General features: G+C 70.3%; 15 protein-coding genes and 1 pseudogene. 3 read left to right on the forward strand and 13 right to left on the reverse strand.

Going from position 1 to position 19,599, the window contains the following annotated elements; translation table 11 throughout:
* Position 1 precedes the first annotated feature (1 nt).
* The 10 genes from ADK64_RS22555 to ADK64_RS22600 form a co-directional block, all read right to left on the reverse strand.
* Positions 2-892 carry a MarR family transcriptional regulator gene (locus tag ADK64_RS22555; RefSeq protein ID WP_053661651.1) on the reverse strand — a complete coding sequence of 297 codons (891 nt, stop codon included), beginning with the start codon at positions 890-892 and terminating at the stop codon, positions 2-4.
* A gap of 377 nt (positions 893-1,269) precedes the next feature.
* Positions 1,270-2,154: a hypothetical protein gene (locus ADK64_RS22560; protein ID WP_053661652.1), complete on the reverse strand. Its 885-nt coding sequence runs from the start codon at positions 2,152-2,154 to the stop codon at positions 1,270-1,272.
* On the reverse strand, positions 2,151-3,086 hold the full coding sequence (locus tag ADK64_RS22565) for an NlpC/P60 family protein (protein WP_053661653.1): 936 nt from the start codon (positions 3,084-3,086) through the stop codon (positions 2,151-2,153). The genes ADK64_RS22560 and ADK64_RS22565 overlap by 4 nt, the downstream gene beginning before the upstream one ends.
* The gene (locus ADK64_RS22570) at positions 3,083-4,072 is read right to left on the reverse strand and encodes a replication-relaxation family protein (RefSeq protein WP_053661654.1); all 990 of its coding nucleotides are present in this window, start codon (positions 4,070-4,072) and stop codon (positions 3,083-3,085) included. The genes ADK64_RS22565 and ADK64_RS22570 overlap by 4 nt, the downstream gene beginning before the upstream one ends.
* 47 nt (positions 4,073-4,119) lie before the next feature.
* On the reverse strand, positions 4,120-6,534 hold the full coding sequence (locus tag ADK64_RS22575; protein WP_053661655.1) for a helicase HerA domain-containing protein: 2,415 nt from the start codon (positions 6,532-6,534) through the stop codon (positions 4,120-4,122).
* Positions 6,522-8,384, reverse strand: a complete 1,863-nt coding sequence (locus ADK64_RS22580; RefSeq protein WP_063789939.1) for a VirB4 family type IV secretion system protein — start codon at positions 8,382-8,384, stop codon at positions 6,522-6,524. Before ADK64_RS22580 ends, ADK64_RS22575 begins: the two co-directional genes overlap by 13 nt.
* A complete protein-coding gene (locus ADK64_RS22585) occupies positions 8,381-9,331 on the reverse strand; it encodes a PrgI family protein (RefSeq protein WP_053661656.1) in 951 nt (316 codons plus the stop codon). Before ADK64_RS22585 ends, ADK64_RS22580 begins: the two co-directional genes overlap by 4 nt.
* A 4-nt stretch (positions 9,332-9,335) precedes the next feature.
* Positions 9,336-11,015 (reverse strand): hypothetical protein, encoded by a 1,680-nt coding sequence (locus tag ADK64_RS22590; protein ID WP_053661657.1) that lies wholly within the window; start codon positions 11,013-11,015, stop codon positions 9,336-9,338.
* 362 nt (positions 11,016-11,377) lie between these two features.
* Positions 11,378-11,710 (reverse strand): pilin, encoded by a 333-nt coding sequence (locus tag ADK64_RS22595; protein ID WP_078992785.1) that lies wholly within the window; start codon positions 11,708-11,710, stop codon positions 11,378-11,380.
* A gap of 384 nt (positions 11,711-12,094) precedes the next feature.
* A complete protein-coding gene (locus ADK64_RS22600; protein WP_053661659.1) occupies positions 12,095-12,886 on the reverse strand; it encodes a hypothetical protein in 792 nt (263 codons plus the stop codon).
* Positions 12,887-13,352: 466 nt separating this feature from the next.
* Here ADK64_RS22600 and ADK64_RS22605 point away from each other — a divergent pair, with 466 nt between their 5' ends.
* Both ADK64_RS22605 and ADK64_RS22610 read left to right on the forward strand, forming a co-directional pair.
* Positions 13,353-14,009, forward strand: coding sequence for a hypothetical protein (locus tag ADK64_RS22605; RefSeq protein ID WP_053661660.1), 657 nt, complete (start codon positions 13,353-13,355; stop codon positions 14,007-14,009).
* 25 nt (positions 14,010-14,034) lie between these two features.
* A complete protein-coding gene (locus ADK64_RS22610) occupies positions 14,035-15,063 on the forward strand; it encodes a TRM11 family SAM-dependent methyltransferase (protein ID WP_078992786.1) in 1,029 nt (342 codons plus the stop codon).
* A 330-nt stretch (positions 15,064-15,393) separates the two neighbouring features.
* On the opposite strand, the gene ADK64_RS43295 is transcribed toward ADK64_RS22610, so the two are convergent.
* Positions 15,394-16,107: a helix-turn-helix domain-containing protein gene (locus tag ADK64_RS43295; RefSeq protein WP_078992787.1), complete on the reverse strand. Its 714-nt coding sequence runs from the start codon at positions 16,105-16,107 to the stop codon at positions 15,394-15,396.
* Between the two features lie 1,068 nt (positions 16,108-17,175).
* Positions 17,176-17,913 carry a transposase family protein gene (locus tag ADK64_RS22615; RefSeq protein WP_199829692.1) on the reverse strand — a complete coding sequence of 246 codons (738 nt, stop codon included), beginning with the start codon at positions 17,911-17,913 and terminating at the stop codon, positions 17,176-17,178.
* 109 nt (positions 17,914-18,022) lie between these two features.
* Here ADK64_RS22615 and ADK64_RS45155 point away from each other — a divergent pair.
* A protein-coding gene (locus tag ADK64_RS45155; RefSeq protein ID WP_199829690.1) for an IS5 family transposase occupies positions 18,023-18,837 on the forward strand; the annotation gives its coding sequence in 2 pieces (ribosomal slippage) (positions 18,023-18,371 and positions 18,371-18,837; 816 coding nt in all).
* 311 nt (positions 18,838-19,148) lie between these two features.
* On the opposite strand, the pseudogene ADK64_RS49075 reads toward ADK64_RS45155, so the two are convergent.
* Positions 19,149-19,364, reverse strand: a pseudogene (locus tag ADK64_RS49075) (transposase); the annotation flags it as partial.
* Positions 19,365-19,599: the final 235 nt, after the last annotated feature.

The following is a 19,599-nucleotide window of genomic DNA, read 5'->3' on the forward strand; positions in this document are numbered from 1 at the left end:
GTTACGCGTTGCTGCTTGGCGTTGCGATGCGGTAGGTGCGGGGTCGGTCGCTCATCGGCTCGGCGATGCCGTCCTTGACCAGCTTGTCCAGTGCGTTGGCGATGGCACCTGAGGACTTCTCGATGACGCGGCTGATCTTGGTGGCGGTGAATGCCTGGTCGGGATGGGCCTGCAGGTGGTCGATGACCAGTTGGCGGAGTGCTCCGGGTGCGAGCCGCCTCCGGTCGCTCGACTGGATGGCTGCCATTTCCGGTGACCTCGTCGCCTGTTGGGAGGTTGCCTGCTGGGCAGGGGCATGCTCCGGCTTCGGGCCGTTGTTGTCGGCGTTGTGGTGTGTGTCGGCTTCGTTCTCGGCGCCCTCGACGTGTTCGGCGGGCTCTTTACCGTCCTGGTCTGAGGTGTCGTGCGGTGTGTCGGCTGCCGGTGCGGCGGTGTCGCTCGCTTCGCTGCTGGTGCTCGATTCCTCGCTGTCGGTTGTGGTTGCGGCTGCAGGGGCGCTCTCGGCGTTGGTGTGGCCGGACTGTGGCGCGGACGCGTTGGTGGTGGAAGGTTCCGGAGCGGGCGTGGTCTCCTGCTCACTGGAGTCGTCCTTGCTGCTGGTCCAGGGAGCGGGCGCGGCGCGCCAGCGGTCGGGGGTGCGGAGGGGGCCGTCGTGGCCGCCGGGGGTGCGGGTGGCCAGGCCCTTTTCCTCCAGGGTGACCAGGGCCTTGCCGGTGGTGGAGCGGCCCAGGCCGGCGGCGAGTGCGAGCTCGGCGCTGGTGGCTCCTTCGTCATCAGTGAGGGTGACCAGTTTGGCGTAGACGGCGCTGGTGGCGACGGTCAGCTGGGTCAGGGGGTCCGGGTCGGGTACGGCGTGCAGCGTGGGTGTGTTGGTAGTGGTGTTGTCGGTCATGAGGGGGCCTCTCTTCCGTCTGAGGGCGGGTGGGTGAGGTCCCCGGCCGGGGGCGGACCGCACGGGTGCGGGTCGCGGATGTTCGCCGGGCGCGTGCGCATCGCGTGTCTCCCGCGCGGACAGGGCCGTGGCATGGGCGGCTCACGGATTGGCCGTGGGCTGCCGAGCGTGTCGGCCACGACCATGGACGCTCCGCTCCGGCGGGAAGTCAAGCGGGCACATCGCTTCCGGATCGAACCAGCTCCGAGTGCTGAACACGACCATCGGATGTGCGCGGCAGGTCAGCCTTGTGCCGATCGGCGAGCGGCGCCCGGACATCCCTTCCGCTGAATCGATCGGTCGTGGAGCTGTGACCGGTCGGGTGACGGTCGGCCGGTTCAATCAGCGGTCGGCGGTTGCGGGCTGAGGTCGCGTTCCAGGAGCTGCTCGCGGATCTGTTGGGCGCGCCGTGGTCCGATGCGCAGATCGGTGCGCAGCCGCCAGGTGCTGACCGGTTTTCCGGTGGCGGAGCGGGCTGCTGCGTGCAGCGCGATGGCGCGTGGCCACACGTCGGTGTCTGTCGCCGTGTCGTCGGTTGGTGGGGTGCTGGGCGCCAGTGGGGGATGATCGGGTGTGTCGTGGCCCCTGTCGGGCCGTTGGTGCCGGGTGTTCGTGGCGGCAGGGATGTCGGTCGGGACGGGTGGGGGGCTGGTTCGGTTTCTTGGGTGTGAGGCGGTTGGTGGATCGGGATGGGGGCCGGGAGCGGTGGTGTCCTGGGTCGATCGGGATGTGCTGTGGGTGGGCGGGGAGTTCTGTTCGGGAGGATCGGTGGTGGCGATCCGGTCTATGAGGTCGGTGACGGTCCGTCGGTAGGCGGCGATCGTTTCTGTCAGGGCGATCAGGAGCAGTGCCGGGGTCAGGTGTAGGAGGACGGCTGCCGGATCGGCCTTGTGGGGCCAGCCGATCTGTCCGTCGGGCCACAGGCTCTCCCAGGAGTTCATGAGAGCGGCGGTGCATCCGGCACTCCAGCGCAGTGCGGTCGACCAGATCGGTGGGCGGATTCCCCACGAAGCGAGGCGTGCGTCCACGTACAGCACTCCGGCCAGTGCCGTGCCGATCATCGGGTCAAGGAGGACCGCGATGGGCAGAGGGATGTCGCGGCTGGTGGCGAAGCGGGTGACGTTGACCGTGGTGAAGGCCAGCGCGAGAAGCCCGACCGCGCACAGGACCCAGGTCATGGTCCGCAGCACCGCGATGGCTTCGCGGGTGGGGATCTGCTTCACCGTCTCGCGCCTTGTGCTGCTGGCCTGGTTGCGCCTTGGAAGGACGGTGAGTTGGCGCGCGCGGGACCTTGGCGCACGACGGCCCCGGGGTGTGGGGCGTCGATGGCCTGGCCGCCTCCGGTGTAGAGGGCTACGTGCGTGATGTCGCGGGGGCTGGTGCCGAAGAACAGCAGGTCTCCTGGTGCCAGCGGCGCACCCTTGAGGAGGTGGGGGCTGGCGTCGTACTGGGCCTGGGCGACGCGGGGGATGCTGATGCCGGCGGCATGGTAGGCGGCTTGGGTCAGGCCGGAGCAGTCGAAGCCGCCGTCGGCCGGTCCGTCGCCGCCCCAGACGTACGGGGTGCCGAGCTGACGATGAGCGAAAGCAACCGCCTTGGTGGCGGCGTCGGTTGGGGCGGGGATGGCGGCCGCGTACTCGTCGGCGATCTTGAGGACCTGGTTCACGTAGGCATCGGAGTGGTTGTAGGCCCAGATGGCGCGACGCAAGTTGTGGCCGCCTCGGGCGCCGTTGGCGCACAGCAGGCGGGCTGCGGCGTAGACGGCGTCGGCCGGGTCCCAGGGGGTGGGCGGGTTCTTTCCCCCGGGTGGTACGGGACGCGCGTACGTGGCGAAGGTGGAGGGGAGGAATTGCATCGGTCCGACGGCGCCGGCCGAGGAGACCATGTCGGGGTTGCGGGTGTGGTCGGTCTCGACTTTGCCGATGGCGGCGAGGATGGTCCAGGGCAGGCCGGGGCATTCGGGTGCGGCGCGCTGGTAGAGGGCGAGCAGGTAGGCGGGGACGTCCTCCAGCGCATGTCTGCTGGGCGTGGCGGCCATGCTGCCGCCGGAGGACAGCCCGCCCAGCAGCGCGGCGAGGGCGCAGGCGGCCAGCAGCGGCAGGGCGATGACCGTGCATCCGATGCCCCCGGCAACCCTGGTGAACAGGGAGCTCACGTTCCTGCCTCAGGCGTGGGTGGGAGTGGGGGCACGGGGAGGGTGAGGGCGGTGTCGGCGTCTGTCGGGTCCAGGCCGGAGGCCGGTCCGAGGTGGGGCCATCGGGCGGTGAGGCCGGTGAGGGTGGTGCGTCGGGTGTCGCCGGTGCCGAGGGGGCTCCACCAGGGGCCCCATGGGGTGGAGGTGGTGAAGTCTGCGGATGAGGTGGCGAGGTACAGGCCCAGTTCGCGTGCGGGTGTGGCGAGACGGCGGCGGAGGGTCTGGTCGCGGGATGCGGTGCGGGTATGGATCAGCAGGGCCGGCCGCACGTTCGCTGTTGCGGCGAAGGCGGCATAGCCGGTGAGCTTCGCCTCGACGCGCGCGAGGGGCTGGCTGCCGGTGTCGTATTCGAGGAAGAACGGCAGCAGCAGGTCGCCTTTGCGGTAGTGGGCGTAGGCGTCGGGGCGGACGAGGTCGCCCCAGCGGCGGGCGCAGGATCGCTCGGACAGCCAGAGCGGCAGGCCGGTATGAGGGCTTGTGCGGTGGTGAGCGGCGAGGTGGGTGAGGAGTTCGTTGACGCCGAGGTCGTGTCCGAGGGAGGGGGAGTAGGCGATGCGGCCGGTATGGCTGGGGCGCCAGCCGAGGTTGGCGAAATCGCAGCCGGTGTGGGCGGCGAGGACGGCGGCACCGGCGGGGCCGAGGGTGTAGTGCTCGGGGGCGGAGCCGGTCTGGGTCAGGGGGCGGAAGGAATCGAGGACGGCGTGCCGGTGCAGGGCACGCAGACGGCGCTGGGCCGAGCGCAGAGAGGTGTAGGCAAGGCCGGCGATCTGGTGGGTGGTCAGGACCTGGTGTTCGTGGAGCATCCGTGTCAGCCATAGATCCCGTGGAGTGAGGATCCGGGAGAGCGCGGCGACGTCGGTGTGCCGGGCAGGGCGCGGGCGGGTGGTGGAGGCGCGGGCCGTGTACCGGGAGCCGGGGCCGACAGCGGGGCGGGGCAATGCGGGCATGACAGATCACCACCATCAGGTGAGAGGAGAACAGGTGTAGGTGTGCTTCAGGGGCGTGTGGCCGGGCGTGGTCCGGTGCGTCCGCCGGCTGCCGCGCGCAGGCCCTTCGCCCGGCCGGGCACCGCAGGCGGCAGGGGGCGGGTGGTGAGGGTGAAGGCGGCCGATTCCGCGCCGCCGGTCAGCAGGTGTGCCGCGGCCTGGTAGGGGCCGAGGTGGGCGAGGTCGTGCGCGGCCAGAGTGGGGAGGGTGTGCCGTTCCAGGGCGCCTGCGTCTTCGGGGGAGGCGTTGAAGAAGATCTTGTTGCGGGCGTTGGCGGAGATGCCTTCGCGCAGGTCGCGGGGGAGCTGGGCGAGGTGCTGGTGGGCCAGGAGCATGGACAGGCGGTAGCCGCGTGCCTCGGCGAGCATGTCCTCCAGCGGATACGGCAGGGTCAGGAAGTTGTGGGCCTCGTCGATGCTGAGTGTGGCGTCGATCCGGGCATGCTCGGGGGTTCGGGCACGGGCTGCGGCGGCCTGCCAGGCGCCGGCGACGATGAAGGAGCCCAGCAGCCGGGCGGTCTCCTCGCCGAGCGCTCCTTTAGGGAGGCGGGCAAGCAGGATGCCGCCGTCGAGGACGCCGGCGAGGTCGAAGGTGGAGGGGCCGGCGGCGATGGCGCGTCGGGCGAAGTCGCGCAGCAGGAAGGCGCGGAGCTTGTTCATCACCGGGCCGACGACGGCCGCCCGAGAGGGGTCGGACATGGACTCGTACCAGTCCCAGAAGCCGCGCAGCACCGGGTCCTTGAGCGCGGGGATGATCCGCAGCCGGTAGGGGGACTCGCCCAGCAGGCGCGGGACGTCGGCGAGGGTGACCAGCTGGTGGGTGCGCTCGCGGTGCTTGAGCAGGGTCAGGCAGGCCGCGCGCATGACGTCATCGGTGCGCGGGCCCCAGAAGGCGGTGAAGATACGGCGGAAGATGCCGGTGAGGTTGTCGACGACGACGTCGATGTCCGTGCCGTCCAGCACGTTCAGGCAGGGCGGGGTGTGCGGGTCGTCGGGGTCGATGAGGACCAGGCGGTCGGCGCAGGTGTCCGGGAGCCGGTCGAGCAGGTCGGTGACCAGGTCGCCCTTGGGATCGATGACGATGACGCCGCGGTGATGGCGCACATCGTCCAGGACGAGGTTGGCGATGAGGGTGGACTTGCCGGAGCCGGTCGCGCCCATGACATGGAGGTGGTGGCGAGCGTCGGGGACCGCGAGCCCGACGCCGCGACGGGCACCGGTGTCCGAGCAGCCGAGGGGTTTGACGCCGTTGCCGGGTGCTGGTTCGGGGACGGACGGGGGCGGCAGGACGGAGCGGGCTCCTGCTCGCTGCAGGCCGGGCGCATCGGGGGCAAGGGGCAGGTGAGCGAGGGCGGCGAGTTCGGGGACCGACAGCAGCGCCGGGCGTGAGCGCGGGAAGTACCGGGCGCTCAGGTGGGGTTCGGGGCGGCGCAGGCGGGTGCGTGCGAGGTAGTTGCGGTCGGCGTACAGGCCGAACACGGACGCGAGTGCGTGGGCCCGTCCGCGCGTCACGTCTTCGGCTCGCTCCACTTCTGGGGAGCAGGTGGCGGCGTAGGTGAGGACGCACTGCCATTGCGGACCGGAGAGCTTGGCGGCCGATTGCCGCACGGCGGCGCCGTGTTCGGGATCCTGCTTGCCGGTCGCGGCGGGCTGGGCGCGGTGGAGGAGAAGCGCGGCCAGGGCGACCGGCCGGGCGGGGGTGCATCCTGCTTTGAGCCTGCGGGCCTGGCGGCGGGCACGGCGCAGTGCGGTGCCGGTGGCGGGGCGGACGAAGATCTGTACGCAGGCGGACTCGTCCTCGCTCATGCCGGTGGCGGCCTGGAGCAGCGCCCGCAGTGGGTCGCTGGCGTGGTCGGTGCGCAGCGGCAGGACGTCCGGGCGGGCCGAGTGCAGGTGTCCCGCGGTCACCACGTGACGGGAAGGGAGGAGCGGGTTGGGTTCGGTGACGCGTGTGTGGGCGCCGGGCCATGCGGCTTCGACGGCGCGGCGTACCAGCCCGAGCGGCACGGTTCCGGGCAGCCAGAGGCGGATGGACAGCCCGGTGTGGGACCAGGCGTATTCGAAGGCGAGGTGTGGCTGGCCGGTCGTGATCCGGTGCCACCAGGGGCGCAGGAGGCCGGCGAGCTGGGCCCACAGCACTTCACCGCCTCGGGGCGCGACTGTGGGCGGCGCGAGGATCTCCACGCAGCGTGCGTCTTGGGTGAAGCGTTGTGCCCGCCACAGGAGCAGGCGCCGCTTGAGCGCATAGCTGCCGGTCACGACAACACCCGCACAGGGGGCGAGGACGGGTGCATGTGTTCCCAGCCAGCTGATGGCTGTGCCGTTGATCGTGGTCCAGAAGCGGCTTGGATCGTTGAGGAAATCTACGAGCGGCCCGCCCGGCTGCGAGGAGGCGTACGGGAAGCGAGCTGTCACGACTCGCATCCCGTGTCCTGGCCGAAGGAGTCGTCGGCGTAGATGCCCTCGGTGTCGGGATCCGCGTCTGCAAGGTACTGCGCGGCGAGTTCGCTGGGGTCAGTGGTGATCACTTCGTGTTCTCCGGGTGCGGCGACGCTGATGAGGGCGACTTTGTGGCGGCGGTCACCGGTCAGCAGCAACGCTTCGCCGCGGCCGGCGCTGAGCAGGAACTCCCGTTCGCCGTGGCAGAGGTGGAAGTTGTCGCCGATGGTGTCGATGGCTTGGGGGGCCTGGCGCAGAAGGATCTGGGTGGCGGCGTTGGAGACGATGGCCCGCCCGAGCGGGCTGGCGAGGACGTCGTCGGCGTCCTGGGTGACCACGGCCAGGCCGGTCCAGCGTTTACGGGCGGCCTTGGCCATGCGGAAGAGGAATCCGGCCCCGGCGCCGTCGCGCATCAGCAGCCACGCTTCGTCCACCACGACCAGGTGCCGTCCGGTGCGTGTGTGGTGGGTGACCTGCCGCCAGATCGCGTCCAGCGCGAGCAGCATGGCCGGCGCTTTGACCTCTTCGGGCAGCTGGCGCAGGGCGAACACGACGAGGTGCCCGGTGGTGGAGGCGGTGCTGTGGCCGTTGAACAGCCCGGAGTGCGAGCCGGTGGTGAAGGGGGCGAGCCGGTTGGCCAGGCCGGCTGCCATCTCGCCGTGGTCCTCGGCCAGGACGATGGTGAGGTCGGTGAGGGTGGGTGGGGTGCGCTGCCAGGTGCGGGGGTCGGTGGTGATCCCGGCGCGTGTGTAGGTGGTGAGGATGGCCTGGTCCAGCGCTGCCTTCTCGGCGGAGGTCAGGTCGCTGCCCAGTAGGACGGCGAGGAACGTGTGGAGGAACAGCACGCGCCGCGTCAGGACGTCCTCGTTGCTGTCTGTCGCTTCCGGGAGGTCGAGGGGGTTGAGGCGTACGCCGTCGGTGCCGAGCGCGATGACGTGTCCGCCGACGGTTTCGGCGAGCCGGACGTACTCGTTCTCCGGGTCGATGACCGAGGCTGTGACGCCGGTGAACAGCAGGCGGAGCAGCTCCAGTTTGGTCAGGTAGGACTTGCCTGCGCCGGCGCGGGCCAGGGTGATGGAGTTGTAGTTGTCCTGCGCGAAGCGGTCCCACAGCACCGGAGCGCCTGAGACAGCGTTCAGCCCGTACAGCACCCCCGACGTGATGCCGGCCTGATCGGTGGTGATCGGGAGGTCGGGGCTGGTGAAGGGGAAGCAGGCGGCGAGTGCGGCGGTGTCGAAGGTGCGGCGGATCTTGAGGGTATCGATGCCGAGGGGCAGGGTGGCCAGCCAGCCCGGCAGGGCCCGGTAGGTCGTCGGAGCGACGGTGATGAGCAGTGACTCGGCGATCGCGCGTACGGCGGCGGCCTGCTCGGCCAGGGTCTCCTCGTCCGAGGCGTGCACGGTCAGGTAGAGAGCGACGTGGAAGAGCTTTCCCTCGCCTCGGGCGATCCGGTACGCGAGGTCGGCGGCGTCCGCGGCGGCGGCCTCGACGTCCGGGTCGTCCAGATGACCCTTGTCGAAGCCGGTACGGCGGCCGGATTCCAGGCGCGCACGTTGCTTCTTCAACCCGGCGGCTGCGACCGGGTTGGGGACGGGCTCGATGTGCAGGGCGATGTCGAGGTGGCCGGGGAAGTGCAGCAGCGGGGCGAGCCAGCCGGCGGTGACCTCGGCGGGGTAGCCGGTGACCACGAGTGTGGTGGCCAGGTGCGCTCCGATGGCCAGGGTGCGGGCGTGCACCTCAATGGCCTCGGGGCCGGCCACATCCAGCAGGTGGGCACCGTCGACGACCGGCACCTCAGCAGCGCTGCGACGGGAGCTGAAGCGGAGCGGGGTCATGCGAGGCTTCCTTCCGGTCCGTCCTCGTGCGGAGTGGGGGTGTCGGGGTTGCAGGCCGCACTGACCAACTCGGCGCACTGGTCCGCGTCGAGCGGGGTGACGGTGATCTCGGCGGCGGCGAGTGTGCGGGTGGCCTCGGCCAGGCGCTGACGTGCCCGTCCTTCGCCGGAGTGGCGTCGCAGGCCTGGTGCTGCGGCTTCTTCGCGGGCGACCAGCACGATCTGTCGGCCGAGCAGGTTGCCGCTGGCGGCGAGGTCGGTGAGGAAGTCAGCGTGCGCGCGGGCGGCTCGCTCCAGCGCGGGGTGCGGCAGTGCGGCCGCATCGTGCTGCAGGGTGTCGGCGAGCGGGGCGAGGTCGATGTGGTGGCAGCGCACCAGCACCTGGGTCGGACCGGTCAGGGAGTTGAGCCAGCGCGCGAACGCCGCGGTCAGGGCCTGCTGCTCGGCAGCCGAGCGCAGCTCGAAGTTGACCGTGGAGCATGTCGCCAGGGCCGCCTTTCCCTCCCGGTCCAGGTCGAGTACCCCTTCCGATGTGATCCCGTCGTACGGCATGCGCATCGCATCCGGAGGCGGGCCTGCTGCTGTGGCCCAGCGGCCGGGAACGACGGCGGGCAACGGGGACACTCCTTCGGGGGCGTGTACCCGGCGTTTCGACGCGCGGGCATGGGCAAGCGCGGAGAGCAGAAAATGGTCCAGGCTGATGCCCTCCCGGCGGCCGAGCGCGAGGGCGGCTACCGCACCAGCGACCGGGATGACGAGGACCGCGTAGGCGAGCGCCGTCATGAAGGGGCGCGTGGCCCACCAGCCGCCGTACAGCACGAGTGCCGCGGCGGCGAGGATGCCTGTCTGCCTGGCGGTGAAGGGGCCCAGGATGCGGTCGGGGCGGGAGATGTCGGCCGGAATGCGGGTGGTGTAGGGGGTGTCCGCCGTCTCGTCGGACTGATGCACGGGGCTACCTCCGGGGCGGTTCGAGGGGCAGGCGCAGCTGCACGGGGCGCGGCGGCCGGACGCGGACACGGCGGGCGGGAATGGGCAGGGCCAGTTGGCGCGCTCGGTTCGCGGGGCCCGGCCGGGCCGCCAGCGGTGGCGCGGCCAGCACAGCGCGGGCTGGTGGGAGTGAGGCTGGTACGCGCTCGGCGCGGATCGGCAGCCAGAGCTGGGTGGCCCTTGCCGGCCGGATCGGGGTGCGGGCTGCAGTGACGGGTAGGGGCAGTTGTCGGGCCCCGCGGGCTTGGGCGGGATGGATCACAGCGCGGGGACCTCTCGGGGTGTGGACGGTGGGAGTTGCACCGGGCCCGCGGCGCTGCGGCGTCCGGCGAGGTTGGGCAGCAGCGACCGGAGTCCCTGCTGTGGCGGGAACCGGTGCGCCGACGCCGCCGACGCGGCACCCGCCCGGCCCGCCCGGCCCGGGCGGGGTACGGGGCGGGGCACCGGGCGCGGGCTGACCCGCTGGCCCCGGGCGACCACCGGGACGGGTCGGGCCCGCTGGTCCGCGAGCGGGCAGGGCGCGGCCACGGACATGCCCGCCCCCACCCCCGGGGCCAGGGGCAGGCGGGCCGCCGCCAACTGGCCCGCGCCTGCCCCGTCCCGGACGGCCTCCTCCGCCGGGACTGCCCCGGCCCCGGCCTGCACCACCTCCACCTCCACCTCCACGTCCACCGCCTCCGCCTCGGCTGCCTCCCCCTGGGCCGCCGCGGCCCGGCCCCGGCCCGCCGCCTCCTGCGCCGCCTGGGCGGCGACGCGGTGGGTACATGCCTGGCAGGTAGTGGTTGATGAGCCGGTACATCGCCAGGTGCCTGAGCATCCGCACCCCGGGCGTGTGCGGTTGGTGCGCGGGGGTTCCCTGCAGGACGACCTGCAATGTCCAGCCGGGAATCTTGAACAGCACCCAGAACAGGGCCACTCCGGCGAGCATCGTGCCCAGCTGGTCGGCCTTGGGAATGCCCAGGGCGGTGGCACCTGGGGCGAAGAACAGCTTCAGCGCGAGGACGAACGTCATCGACTGGGCGATCTGGATGACCAGGCAGCCGGCCAGCCCGCGCCACCACAGGCGGGCGACCGGATCGGTCAGCGGATGCGCGTGGCACGCCAGCATGAGGGGCGCGCACGCGGCCAGCAGCGCCATCACCGCGACACGTACCAGGAATCCGATCAGCACGGCGAGGACCAGTGCCGTCGTCACGATCGCCAAGATGAGCAGGTACAGCTTCAGCCCAGGGGCACCGAAGAGGGTGAAGGGCAGGACGCGTTCGACCATGCCCTGCCCGGCGTCCGACAGGTCGGTGGCCATGATCGCGTGGGCGAGGGCATTGGACAGGCTGATCGCTTTGCCCATCACGGTCAGCGAGGCAGCCGCCGCGGCCATCCCGAGCAGCAGGCGCGGGGCGATCTGCCGCAGGGTGTAGCGGGTCTGGACGGTCTCGTAGCCCATCACCGTGATGCCGCCCGCGGTCACGAACAGCACATAGACCCCGGCCGTGGTCCCCAGTATCCAGGTCCACAACCGCTTGATGTCCGCGTGCTGGGTGACGTCGGGGGTGGCGAGCAGGGTGTCGGCGAGGAACTCGCGGATCGGCTTCATGACCTGTTCGATCAGCGTGCCGAGGAACGAGGTGACCGCGTTCAGGATCATGCCGGGGATGTCGAGAAAGCCCCAGCCGCTGGCCTTGTCGCAGCCGACGCCTGTGGCCTCGCAGGCCGAAGGACTGGGGCCCGGCCCCGGCTCGGCGGGGGAGGGCTGTTCTGGTGTTGGCGCGGGCCGGCCCACAGACGGCGTGGGTCCTGGGACGGGATGCGGCCTCGATCCGGGCTCAGGGGCGGGGGAGGACGCTGAAGGGCCGGGCGCGGGCCGCGGTTCGGGCTGAGGCGGATCAGGGGAAGCCGGGCCCAAGGCAACCGCACCTTCGGCGTACGCAGAGCCCGGCCGGGCGGGCGGAACCAGCACGAGAGCAACTGCGAACAGCAGCGGCAGGGCACAGCTCAGACGCGTGCGCATCACTGCTTGCCCCCGCCCGCCCCGACGATGCCTTGCAACACCGTCACGATCACCGGCGCCAGGATCGCCAGACCGTAGCCGATGGCCGCAGCTTTCAATCCTCGCTTGGCGGCCTCGACTTCCCCGGGATCACCGCCGGCCATCAGGTAACGCAGCCCGCCGAAGGTCAGGAACAGGGTGGCGAGTGCCGCGAGGATCCCGACGATCCAATTCCGCAGATTCGTGATGACCGTCGGGATGTCCGCGACCGCCCACACACAAGGCGGATCCGCCAGCAGCGCCGAAACGGTACAGGTCGCGACGAACGCCAACCGGAAGAGCCAGCGACCCAAAGGCCAGACCTTCGGCCGGCACGGCCGACGGAGACTTGGGGACACGGCAACACACCTCCATCGGCAGCAGAACTGGACAGAAAAGGGAGAGCGGGACGGCAGTCCCACAGGCGTGTACGAGAAGCGGGTGCGGGGTGAGCAGAACCCTGGCCTCCGGGCCGACCTCCTCAAGGAGTGCGACGGGAAGGGTTTCTCGGGTGTCAGCACGAGACGGTCGTGCTCACCCCACACCGTTCATCGCCCCCGGTCTCGGACATCGGCCGCCAGGCTGCTGCGCCGGACCGGAGCGGACGGCCCGGATACCGATCCGCGCCGTCGTCGTGAATAGAGATGCCGCTGGCGGGAATTGACATCCCGCCACAGAACATCGCTCGGTCGGACGCTCTACAGACTCTGCTGCCGGCGCCGCAGATATGCGGTCAGGTGCTGTTCGGCGGCGTTGCGGTGCCGGTAGAGCTGACGCGTACTCACCCCTCGCTCGGCCGCGAGCCGGTCCATGGGCTCTCCGTAGAGGCGGGTACGGGCGATCAGCCGCGCCTCCGCCACATCCACCACACCGGCCTGCATGGCGTGGGCCAGCACCGTCAGTTCGTCCACCGGCTCACCCTCGGCCACCGGAGAAGGAGAGCAGAGGTGGTCGAGAGGGGCGGTGGCCGGGTCGGCTTCGCGGGTTGCACGGCGGCGTGCGGCGTACGCCAGTCGGTGCACGGCCCGGTCGGCCGCGCTGAACAGTTCCCGATCCAGCCGCTCCGCCCCCGGGTTTACCGTGCGCAGGGTCATGGCGACGGCGGCCAAGGCCTCCTGCTCGACCTCGGCGTGCTCCAGATGGGCGGGGCGGGCCAGCCGGGCGAGCATCCGGCGCAGCACCGGCACGGTCATGGCCACGGCGACCACGCCCCACGGCTCACCCAGCTCGCGGGCGCGCCGGACCACCTCGCGCCAGGTCTGCTCACGCAGCTCGGCACGGGTGGACGGGTGGGCGAGGTGGGTGCGGACCCGGTCGACGGGCCATGCCGCACGGTCGGGTTCGTCGCACACCAGGTGCGCGGGGAACGTGAGCGGCTCCATGCCATGAGCGAGGGCGAGGAACGCCTGCTCCAGCTCCCCCAGAGGGGAACGAAGAGCGCTCTTCGGACGGACAACGGCGGGGCGGTGAGCTGCGTGACGGTGGTGCATGGCGCATCTCCTGTGACGGCGTGGACAACTTCCGCCCCCACGCCTCCCAGGCCTACGTGTCACCGTCGGCCCACCCGCACGCCAGCGCCGCGTCACTGCAGGTCGAATGGCCCGGCACGTGCGATGGCCCGGCACCGGCCCTGCCGGTACGGACTGGAGTGACGCCTCATACGGAGCAGCACAAATCGAACACAGATTTTCTCGACCGCGATCTGAGCCCTTACAGCGCGGGTGGTACCGGTGGTCCGGTGGTGGCTCGCAGATGGCACGCGACTGGCTCGCCTGCGCTGCGACCTGCGTATAAGCCAAACGCCATGAGGAAAGACCGTGCACTTCGGCAATTGGGCTGAGTGACTACCCAGAGGATCGAACACGCACAAGGCGATGGCAAAGACCGGCCGGCAACTTCCTATTACTCACGTCAGCACGAGCACGGCAAGCCCTCCTTCCCGGCGCCGCTCAGCCCATGCAGAACTCCATCGTTGCCCGCTCTCATACGTCCCAGCCGCTGCCGACGACCGTCTGGCTGCCCAGTCCGGACGAGCCCAACGCCGCTCCCATCCCCGGCGCGGTACTGCCCGCCTGGGCCCTCGACAAGATCCGCACCGACTTCGTCGGGCGCCCCCTGCACCGGCCCCTCCCGCTCCTCAAGATCGCGATCCGGGACACCGCACCGGGCATGGACGCCCGCATCCCGACCACCCCCTTCACCACTCCGGCCGCCAACGAGGACGGCACGAAGCGACCGTCCATCCTCCTGGCCGAACTCCACCCTGACACTCTCCCGGCCCCCTCCGGCGACCTGCCGTCCGACGGAAGAGGGATGCCCGGTGCGCTGGAGGACGGCTGGCCCGGCTTCTTCCACCGAGCCCACCAGCTCCTCCCCGCAGACGGGCTGCTGCTCCTGGCCACCCGCCAGCGCCGGGAGGCCGGACGTCTCACCGACCCGCTCGGCATGCTGATCGCCTCCGCCCGCACCGCCGGTTTCCGCTACCTCCAGCACATCGTGGTCGTCTACGGCCGCGCCGCCGGCGACCGCCTTGTCCCCGCTGCTCCCGCGGACACCTCCCGCGGCGTCGTGCACTGCGACCTGATCGCCCTGTCCGCGATCCGCCACGCGTAGACCCAGGCAATGAGGAGACACCGCCATGCCCTACCCCCTCTCGGTGTGGAACACCGCACCCACCTCCGCCCCGGCCCAGCGCAAGGGCCGCTACGTGCCCGGCTCGGCCGCACACCCCGCTAAAATGCTCCCGCGGATCGCCGCCCACGCCATCTCCATCTACAGCCGCCCCGGCGACCTTGTCCTCGACCCGATGTGCGGCATCGGCACCACCCTCGTCGAAGCCATCCACCTCGGCCGCAGCGCCCTCGGCGTCGAGTACGAACCGAAGTGGGCCGAACTCGCCGCTCTCAACGCCGCCTCCGTCGCCCACAACGGAGGCGGCAGCGGCGCCGTGCACTGTGGCGACGCCCGCAAACTCACCCGACTCATCCCCACCACGCTGCACGGCGAGGTGGACCTCGTGGTCACCTCACCGCCGTACGGGCCGAGCGTCCACGGTCAGGTACGTTCCAGCCGGGAGACCGGCGAACGCGGTGTGGTGAAGATGGACTACCGCTACAGCCACGACCCCGCCAACCTCGCCCACGTCTCCACCGACCGGCTCCTGGACGCCTTCACCGAGATCCTCGCCCAGTGCCGGACGATGCTGAAACCGGGAGGTACCGCCGTCGTCACCACCCGCCCGTGGCGCGAGCGCGGCGAACTTATCGACCTGCCCTCCGCCGTGCTGGCTGCCGGGAAGGCCGCCGGCCTGACCCCCACCGAACGCTGCGTGGCTCTCCTCGCCGGCATCCGCGGCAGCCAACTCATTGCCCGCCCCTCGTTCTTCCAGATGAAGAACGTCCGTGACGCCCGACGCCAGGGCATTCCCCTGGCAGTGGTCCAGCACGAAGATGTCCTCATCTTCACCAGGCCCGACACAGCGAACAAGCCATGTGCCACCGTGCCTGAACTGAGCGGGCCGTGGCGCGGCAGGCGAGCGAACCGGGCCCGCGCTTCCGAACGCGCCTGCCGATTCCGTACCTCGGGGATGCGACACAGTCAGAGTGGACACCACCCGGCTGCCGTGCTAAACCGCGAGCGTTCCCACCGCGGGCGGATCGATGAGTAGAGCCAGAGCAGTCATAGCGCTCCCGTATGGTCGCCACGCGAGGGGCGCACGATGCCCGATGCCCGCCTCGAAGGCGCCGATGGCAGCGGCACTTCATGGGCGCAGTACTGGTCGGCAGCGCGGATCCGCCGTGCGATCAGGGAGTGAGCCTGCACTCGTTCCGGCACGTCCGGGATCAGGCTGTCCAAAGTCTTGCGGCCCCGTCACGGCGTCATGAACCCCGGATGCAAGAGCGCTGGGGTCCGTTGGTCGCGACCGGACGTGGACGGACCGAACCGCCGTGCCGACTCCCTGCACTGGCCGAAGTCAGCACGGCGCGCTCCCGATGAGCTAGGAAGTTGGCTCCTGGAAGACCGCGCGGTAGGCGCGCGGGCGATCGGTGATCCGCTCAGCAAGGCCTTGATTGGTGAGAGCGACGAGGGCGTTGGCGATGGCACCGGACGAGCGGCCGATCATGCGGCTGATCTTGGTGGCAGTGAATGCTTCGCCCGGATGGGCGTTGAGATGATCGATAACGAGCCGACGTAGGCCTCCCCGAGCGAGGCGCTCGGCTCCGTCGGGCGAAGCAACAGGGCTTGCTGACTCGGCGGATTCCGTGCACTGGGCAGGCAACGGTACGGAGGAGACAGCCTGTCCCAACTCCGATGCACCTGAACCCTGTGCAGGGCTATGGGCAGTGGGCCCGTGGGAGTTGGGCGTCGGATCGCTGGTGTCGACAACTGGTCCGCCGGGGGAAACAGCGCCGGTGATGGGCTGGTCCGGTCCCTGACCAGTGAGAGGCTCTTCGGGAGCGTGACCAGGGTCGTTGTGCGTGGCGCGCCAGAGGTCAGGGCAGCGGCTGGGGCCGTTCTGAATGCCTCGTTCGCGATGGGCGAGTCCCCGCTTCTCGAGGGAGACGAGTGCCTTGAAGGCGCTGGAGCGGGCAGTTTCTGCGGCCTGGGCGATGTCGTCGACACGGGCCGGATCTGTGAAGGCAACCAGTTGGATGTAGACGTGGATGACGGCGGGGGACAGCCCCGTCAGCTGGTCGGTTGTGTCGGACATGGAGAGGGCCTCGCTTCTCAGAGTGCTTCAGCAGTGAGGTCCCGGCCGGGTGCGGTCCCGTGTGGACCGCTGGTGTCGCCGGCGCGTGCGCATCGCGGTGTTCCGGACGGACAAGGCCGACGATGTGCGGACTGCCTTCGTTCGCGACGCCGCACGGCGGATCGACCGCGACCATGGACGCTCGCAAGCGCGCATGAAGTCAAGCGCTGGTGAGCTGACCCGTGATGCGCACGAGGTAGGGGGCTGAGGGCAGACGTGCCGACTCTGTCCATGGGCATGGTCGGCGGCGATAGTCCTGCTCGGCCATTTGCACGGAGCGACCAGCATGTTCTTCGTCTGCTTGTGGTGCACGATCTCACCCGCTTCTGACCTGCGGCAATGGATGGAATCGCCTGATGCGAAGCCAAGTTGGTCCGTCCCTGGTCCGGATCACTGAGGCTTCCACCGGGTAGATGCTTGGGGGACCTTGGCGTGCCTCAGCGCCGAGGTCCGCTCCTCGATCCTGCTGCGGCATCTGCGAACGCCTCGAGTGCCCGCAGCGGGCGGCGCGTTGGTGCCCTGCCCCGTGGCGCCCATAGCCGCCTGCAGGGGAATGCGGCTCGGGAGGTCTTCCACCTGGTCGGACAGCTACAGCCACGACCCCGCTCGTAGCGGCTGTCCTGACACGAGCCCGGTTTGCGGCGGATCAGCGGCCGGTGGCTGTCGGGCCGCGGTCCAGCCAGGCCGATGACAGCTCAGTCATATAAGCGGTGCTTCTCGGCGCCGACCCTGCCACCCTGGACGTGCTGATCCCGCTCACCTGCCACGGGATCCAGCGACTGCTGAGGATGCTGGTCGTACATAGCCGTCGTTGAACGGCTCGCCGGTCGTTGGCTCCCCACCACTGAGCAAGTCCTGCCTGCCGGGCTACGGGCTCGCCTGATCGGCGAGCGCGCCCTCGACGCCTATGAGGAGGGAGCGGACGACGGCGCCTCGATCGACGCTGTCGCAGCTCTCAGCGCCGCCGATGCCTTACGAGTTGGTGCGTGATAGCGGGTGGGGCGTGTTTGGCCTGGTCGTGGCCGATTTTCAGGCGTTGATGGTGCGGTCTGAGACGAGGCCGGCGATAGCACGGTAGGTGTCGGGCAGGCGGTCGCGGCTCAGGCCGAGATAGCCGTCGTCCAAGAGGACCTCGACGTCGGGGAAGTGCTGGAAGCAGATGGCTATGCCCTCGTTGCGGGCGGCCGTGGCATCGTGCATACGACCAGGCCGCAGGGCATCGGTCCATAACGTGCGGCCACGCCAGTCGGCGATGACGGTGGCCTTCATCGTGTGCTGTTTCTTCTTGCCGGAGACGAACGTGCGCCGGCCGCCACGTCCGGCCAGCGGACGACGAACCTGGATCTCGGTGGCGTCCAAGCGCAGCTCAATGCCCTCGGCCTGGGCGTAGGCGAACACGTCTGTCAGCGTCCGCAGCCGCAGACCGGGACGGTCGGGAACCGCGCACCCCCGCTCGGCCAGGAGCGTGCGTATTTCTGCGATCGCACGGGTGATGGTGGAGCGGTCGACGCCGAAGAGCAGTCCCAGCACCGCGTGCGGCAGGTCGTGTCGCAGATGGATCAGCGTGGCCACCAGCCGGTCGACGAAAACCAGCTGGTGACGGGCGCCGGCACCCGCGGCCCGCTTCCTGGCCCCACCCCGCGCAGCATGACGGCGGCCCTCCAGGCCGGCCTGCCACGGCACAGCCAACTCCTCGACCAGACGCGCGAGATGACGCTGCGAGATCCCCGTAAACAGCCGATGCGCTAGCACCGTCCGGTTGACCATGATCGCCACACCCGGATCATGCCACCAACCTGGCACGACGCCCCACCCGCTATCACGCACCAACTCGTTACACCGTGTCCTACATGGTCAGTTGGTCGTTGGCCAGGTCATGGAGAGTGGGCGCTGGGGATGGATCGTGCCGGATGGCTTGTGGGAGATCGCCAGCCCTTTGCTGCCACCGGCGCGGGTGCGGCCGCAGGGCGGCGGGGTGGCCAATATCGATGATGAGGCGGTGTTCGCGGCCATCATCTACGTCCTGGTCAGCGGCTGTGCCTGGCGGGCTCTGCCACCGTGCTTCGGGGCGTCGAAGTCCACGGTGCACCGCCGGTTCCTGATCTGGTCGCGTGCGGGTGTCTGGGGACGGCTGCACCAGAAGGTGCTCGAACTCCTCGCCGGCCAGGGCCTGGTCGACCTGTCCCGGGCGGTGCTGGACTCCGCTCACGTCCGCGCCCAAAAAGGGGCGAACTTGCAGGTCCGTCGCCCGTGGACCGGGGCAAGCCGGGCTCCAAGATGCACGTCCTGTCCGACGCGAACGGACTGCCCCTACGCGTCGGACTCTCTGCGGCGAACACCCACGACAGCCTCGGACTGAAGCCGATGGTTGCCCATTTCCACGTAGGACACGAGTCCCACAGCGACCATTCCAAGCCCCAGCGGCTGCATGCCGACAAAGCGTACGACGTTCCTGACCTGCGGCGATGGCTGCAAAGCCAGCACATCGGCGTCCGCATCGCCCGCAAAGGAATCGACTCAAGCGAACGACTGGGCCGCCGCCGGTGGGTCATCGAGCGCACCATCTCCTGGCTGACCGGCTACCGCCGCCTGTCACCCCGCTACGAGCGACATCCCCGCAACTACCTGGCATTCCTCGGCCTCGCCGCGGCTCTCTGCTGCTACAAACGCCTCGGCAAACTGACCATGTAGGACACGGTGTTAGTGGGCGTCCCGGCCGAAGAGGTAGTCGGCATGCTCGCGCTGGGTGTGCATGGCGTCGCTGGTGACCACGGCTCCGGCCAGGTCTGCCACGGTCTCCAGCAGCGGCCGGAAGCAGGTGATCTCGTTGGTCTTCTCGCCGATGTCGAGCTGGGCGAGGGCCTGGCCGGTGTGTGGTCGAGGGCTGCGAGCAGGTGGATCTTGCGGCCTCCTGCCCTGGCGGCGCCGCGCAGGCTCTTCCCGTCGACCGCCAGGCCGCGCAGCCGGCTGCCGGTGGGGCTGCGCCGGTCTACCTTCTTGCGCAGATGGGCGTTCTCCGCCTCCAACGGCGTCGGCGGCTCGGCCGGCACCTTGGCCCGGCGTCCCCGCGGCCGGCTCGCGCCGGCTGCCCGGACCCAGTTCCGCAAGGTCTCGGGATTGATTCCCAGATCGGCAGCGACCTGCCAGACCGTCGCCTCGGGCCGCGACTGGTACGGCGCGACCGCGTTCGCCTTGAACTGCGGCGGATAGTTCTTCATGACCACGAGATGCCCGTTCTCGGATCCCCAGGATCCAGTGTCTCGCGTGCCCAGGATCTACGGTCAAGGCCCGCGGTCGTGGTGGGGCCGGGTGCTGTGTGTGTCTCGGCGTGGGTGAGCGGGGCGGGTGCGGCTGGTACGGCTGGGATCTCACCCGTTCGGCGGTTGGGAAACGCCGGGAGGGGAGTCACTGGCGAGGGCGGGGGCGGATGTGCCCGCGGGCGGCTCTCGGGTG

It is taken from the genome of Streptomyces sp. MMG1121 (assembly GCF_001280015.1).
Lineage (GTDB): Bacteria > Actinomycetota > Actinomycetes > Streptomycetales > Streptomycetaceae > Streptomyces.

Coding starts and splice junctions, on each gene's coding strand:
- ADK64_RS22555 (WP_053661651.1), bottom strand. CDS start 892: ATGACCGACAACACCACTACCAACACACCCACGCTGCACGCCGTACCC.
- ADK64_RS22570 (WP_053661654.1), bottom strand. CDS start 4,072: ATGCCCGCATTGCCCCGCCCCGCTGTCGGCCCCGGCTCCCGGTACACG.
- ADK64_RS22575 (WP_053661655.1), bottom strand. CDS start 6,534: ATGCGAGTCGTGACAGCTCGCTTCCCGTACGCCTCCTCGCAGCCGGGC.
- ADK64_RS22580 (WP_063789939.1), bottom strand. CDS start 8,384: ATGACCCCGCTCCGCTTCAGCTCCCGTCGCAGCGCTGCTGAGGTGCCG.
- ADK64_RS22590 (WP_053661657.1), bottom strand. CDS start 11,015: ATGATCCTGAACGCGGTCACCTCGTTCCTCGGCACGCTGATCGAACAG.
- ADK64_RS22600 (WP_053661659.1), bottom strand. CDS start 12,886: ATGCACCACCGTCACGCAGCTCACCGCCCCGCCGTTGTCCGTCCGAAG.
- ADK64_RS22605 (WP_053661660.1), top strand. CDS start 13,353: ATGCAGAACTCCATCGTTGCCCGCTCTCATACGTCCCAGCCGCTGCCG.
- ADK64_RS22610 (WP_078992786.1), top strand. CDS start 14,035: ATGCCCTACCCCCTCTCGGTGTGGAACACCGCACCCACCTCCGCCCCG.
- ADK64_RS43295 (WP_078992787.1), bottom strand. CDS start 16,107: ATGTCCGACACAACCGACCAGCTGACGGGGCTGTCCCCCGCCGTCATC.
- ADK64_RS22615 (WP_199829692.1), bottom strand. CDS start 17,913: ATGGTCAACCGGACGGTGCTAGCGCATCGGCTGTTTACGGGGATCTCG.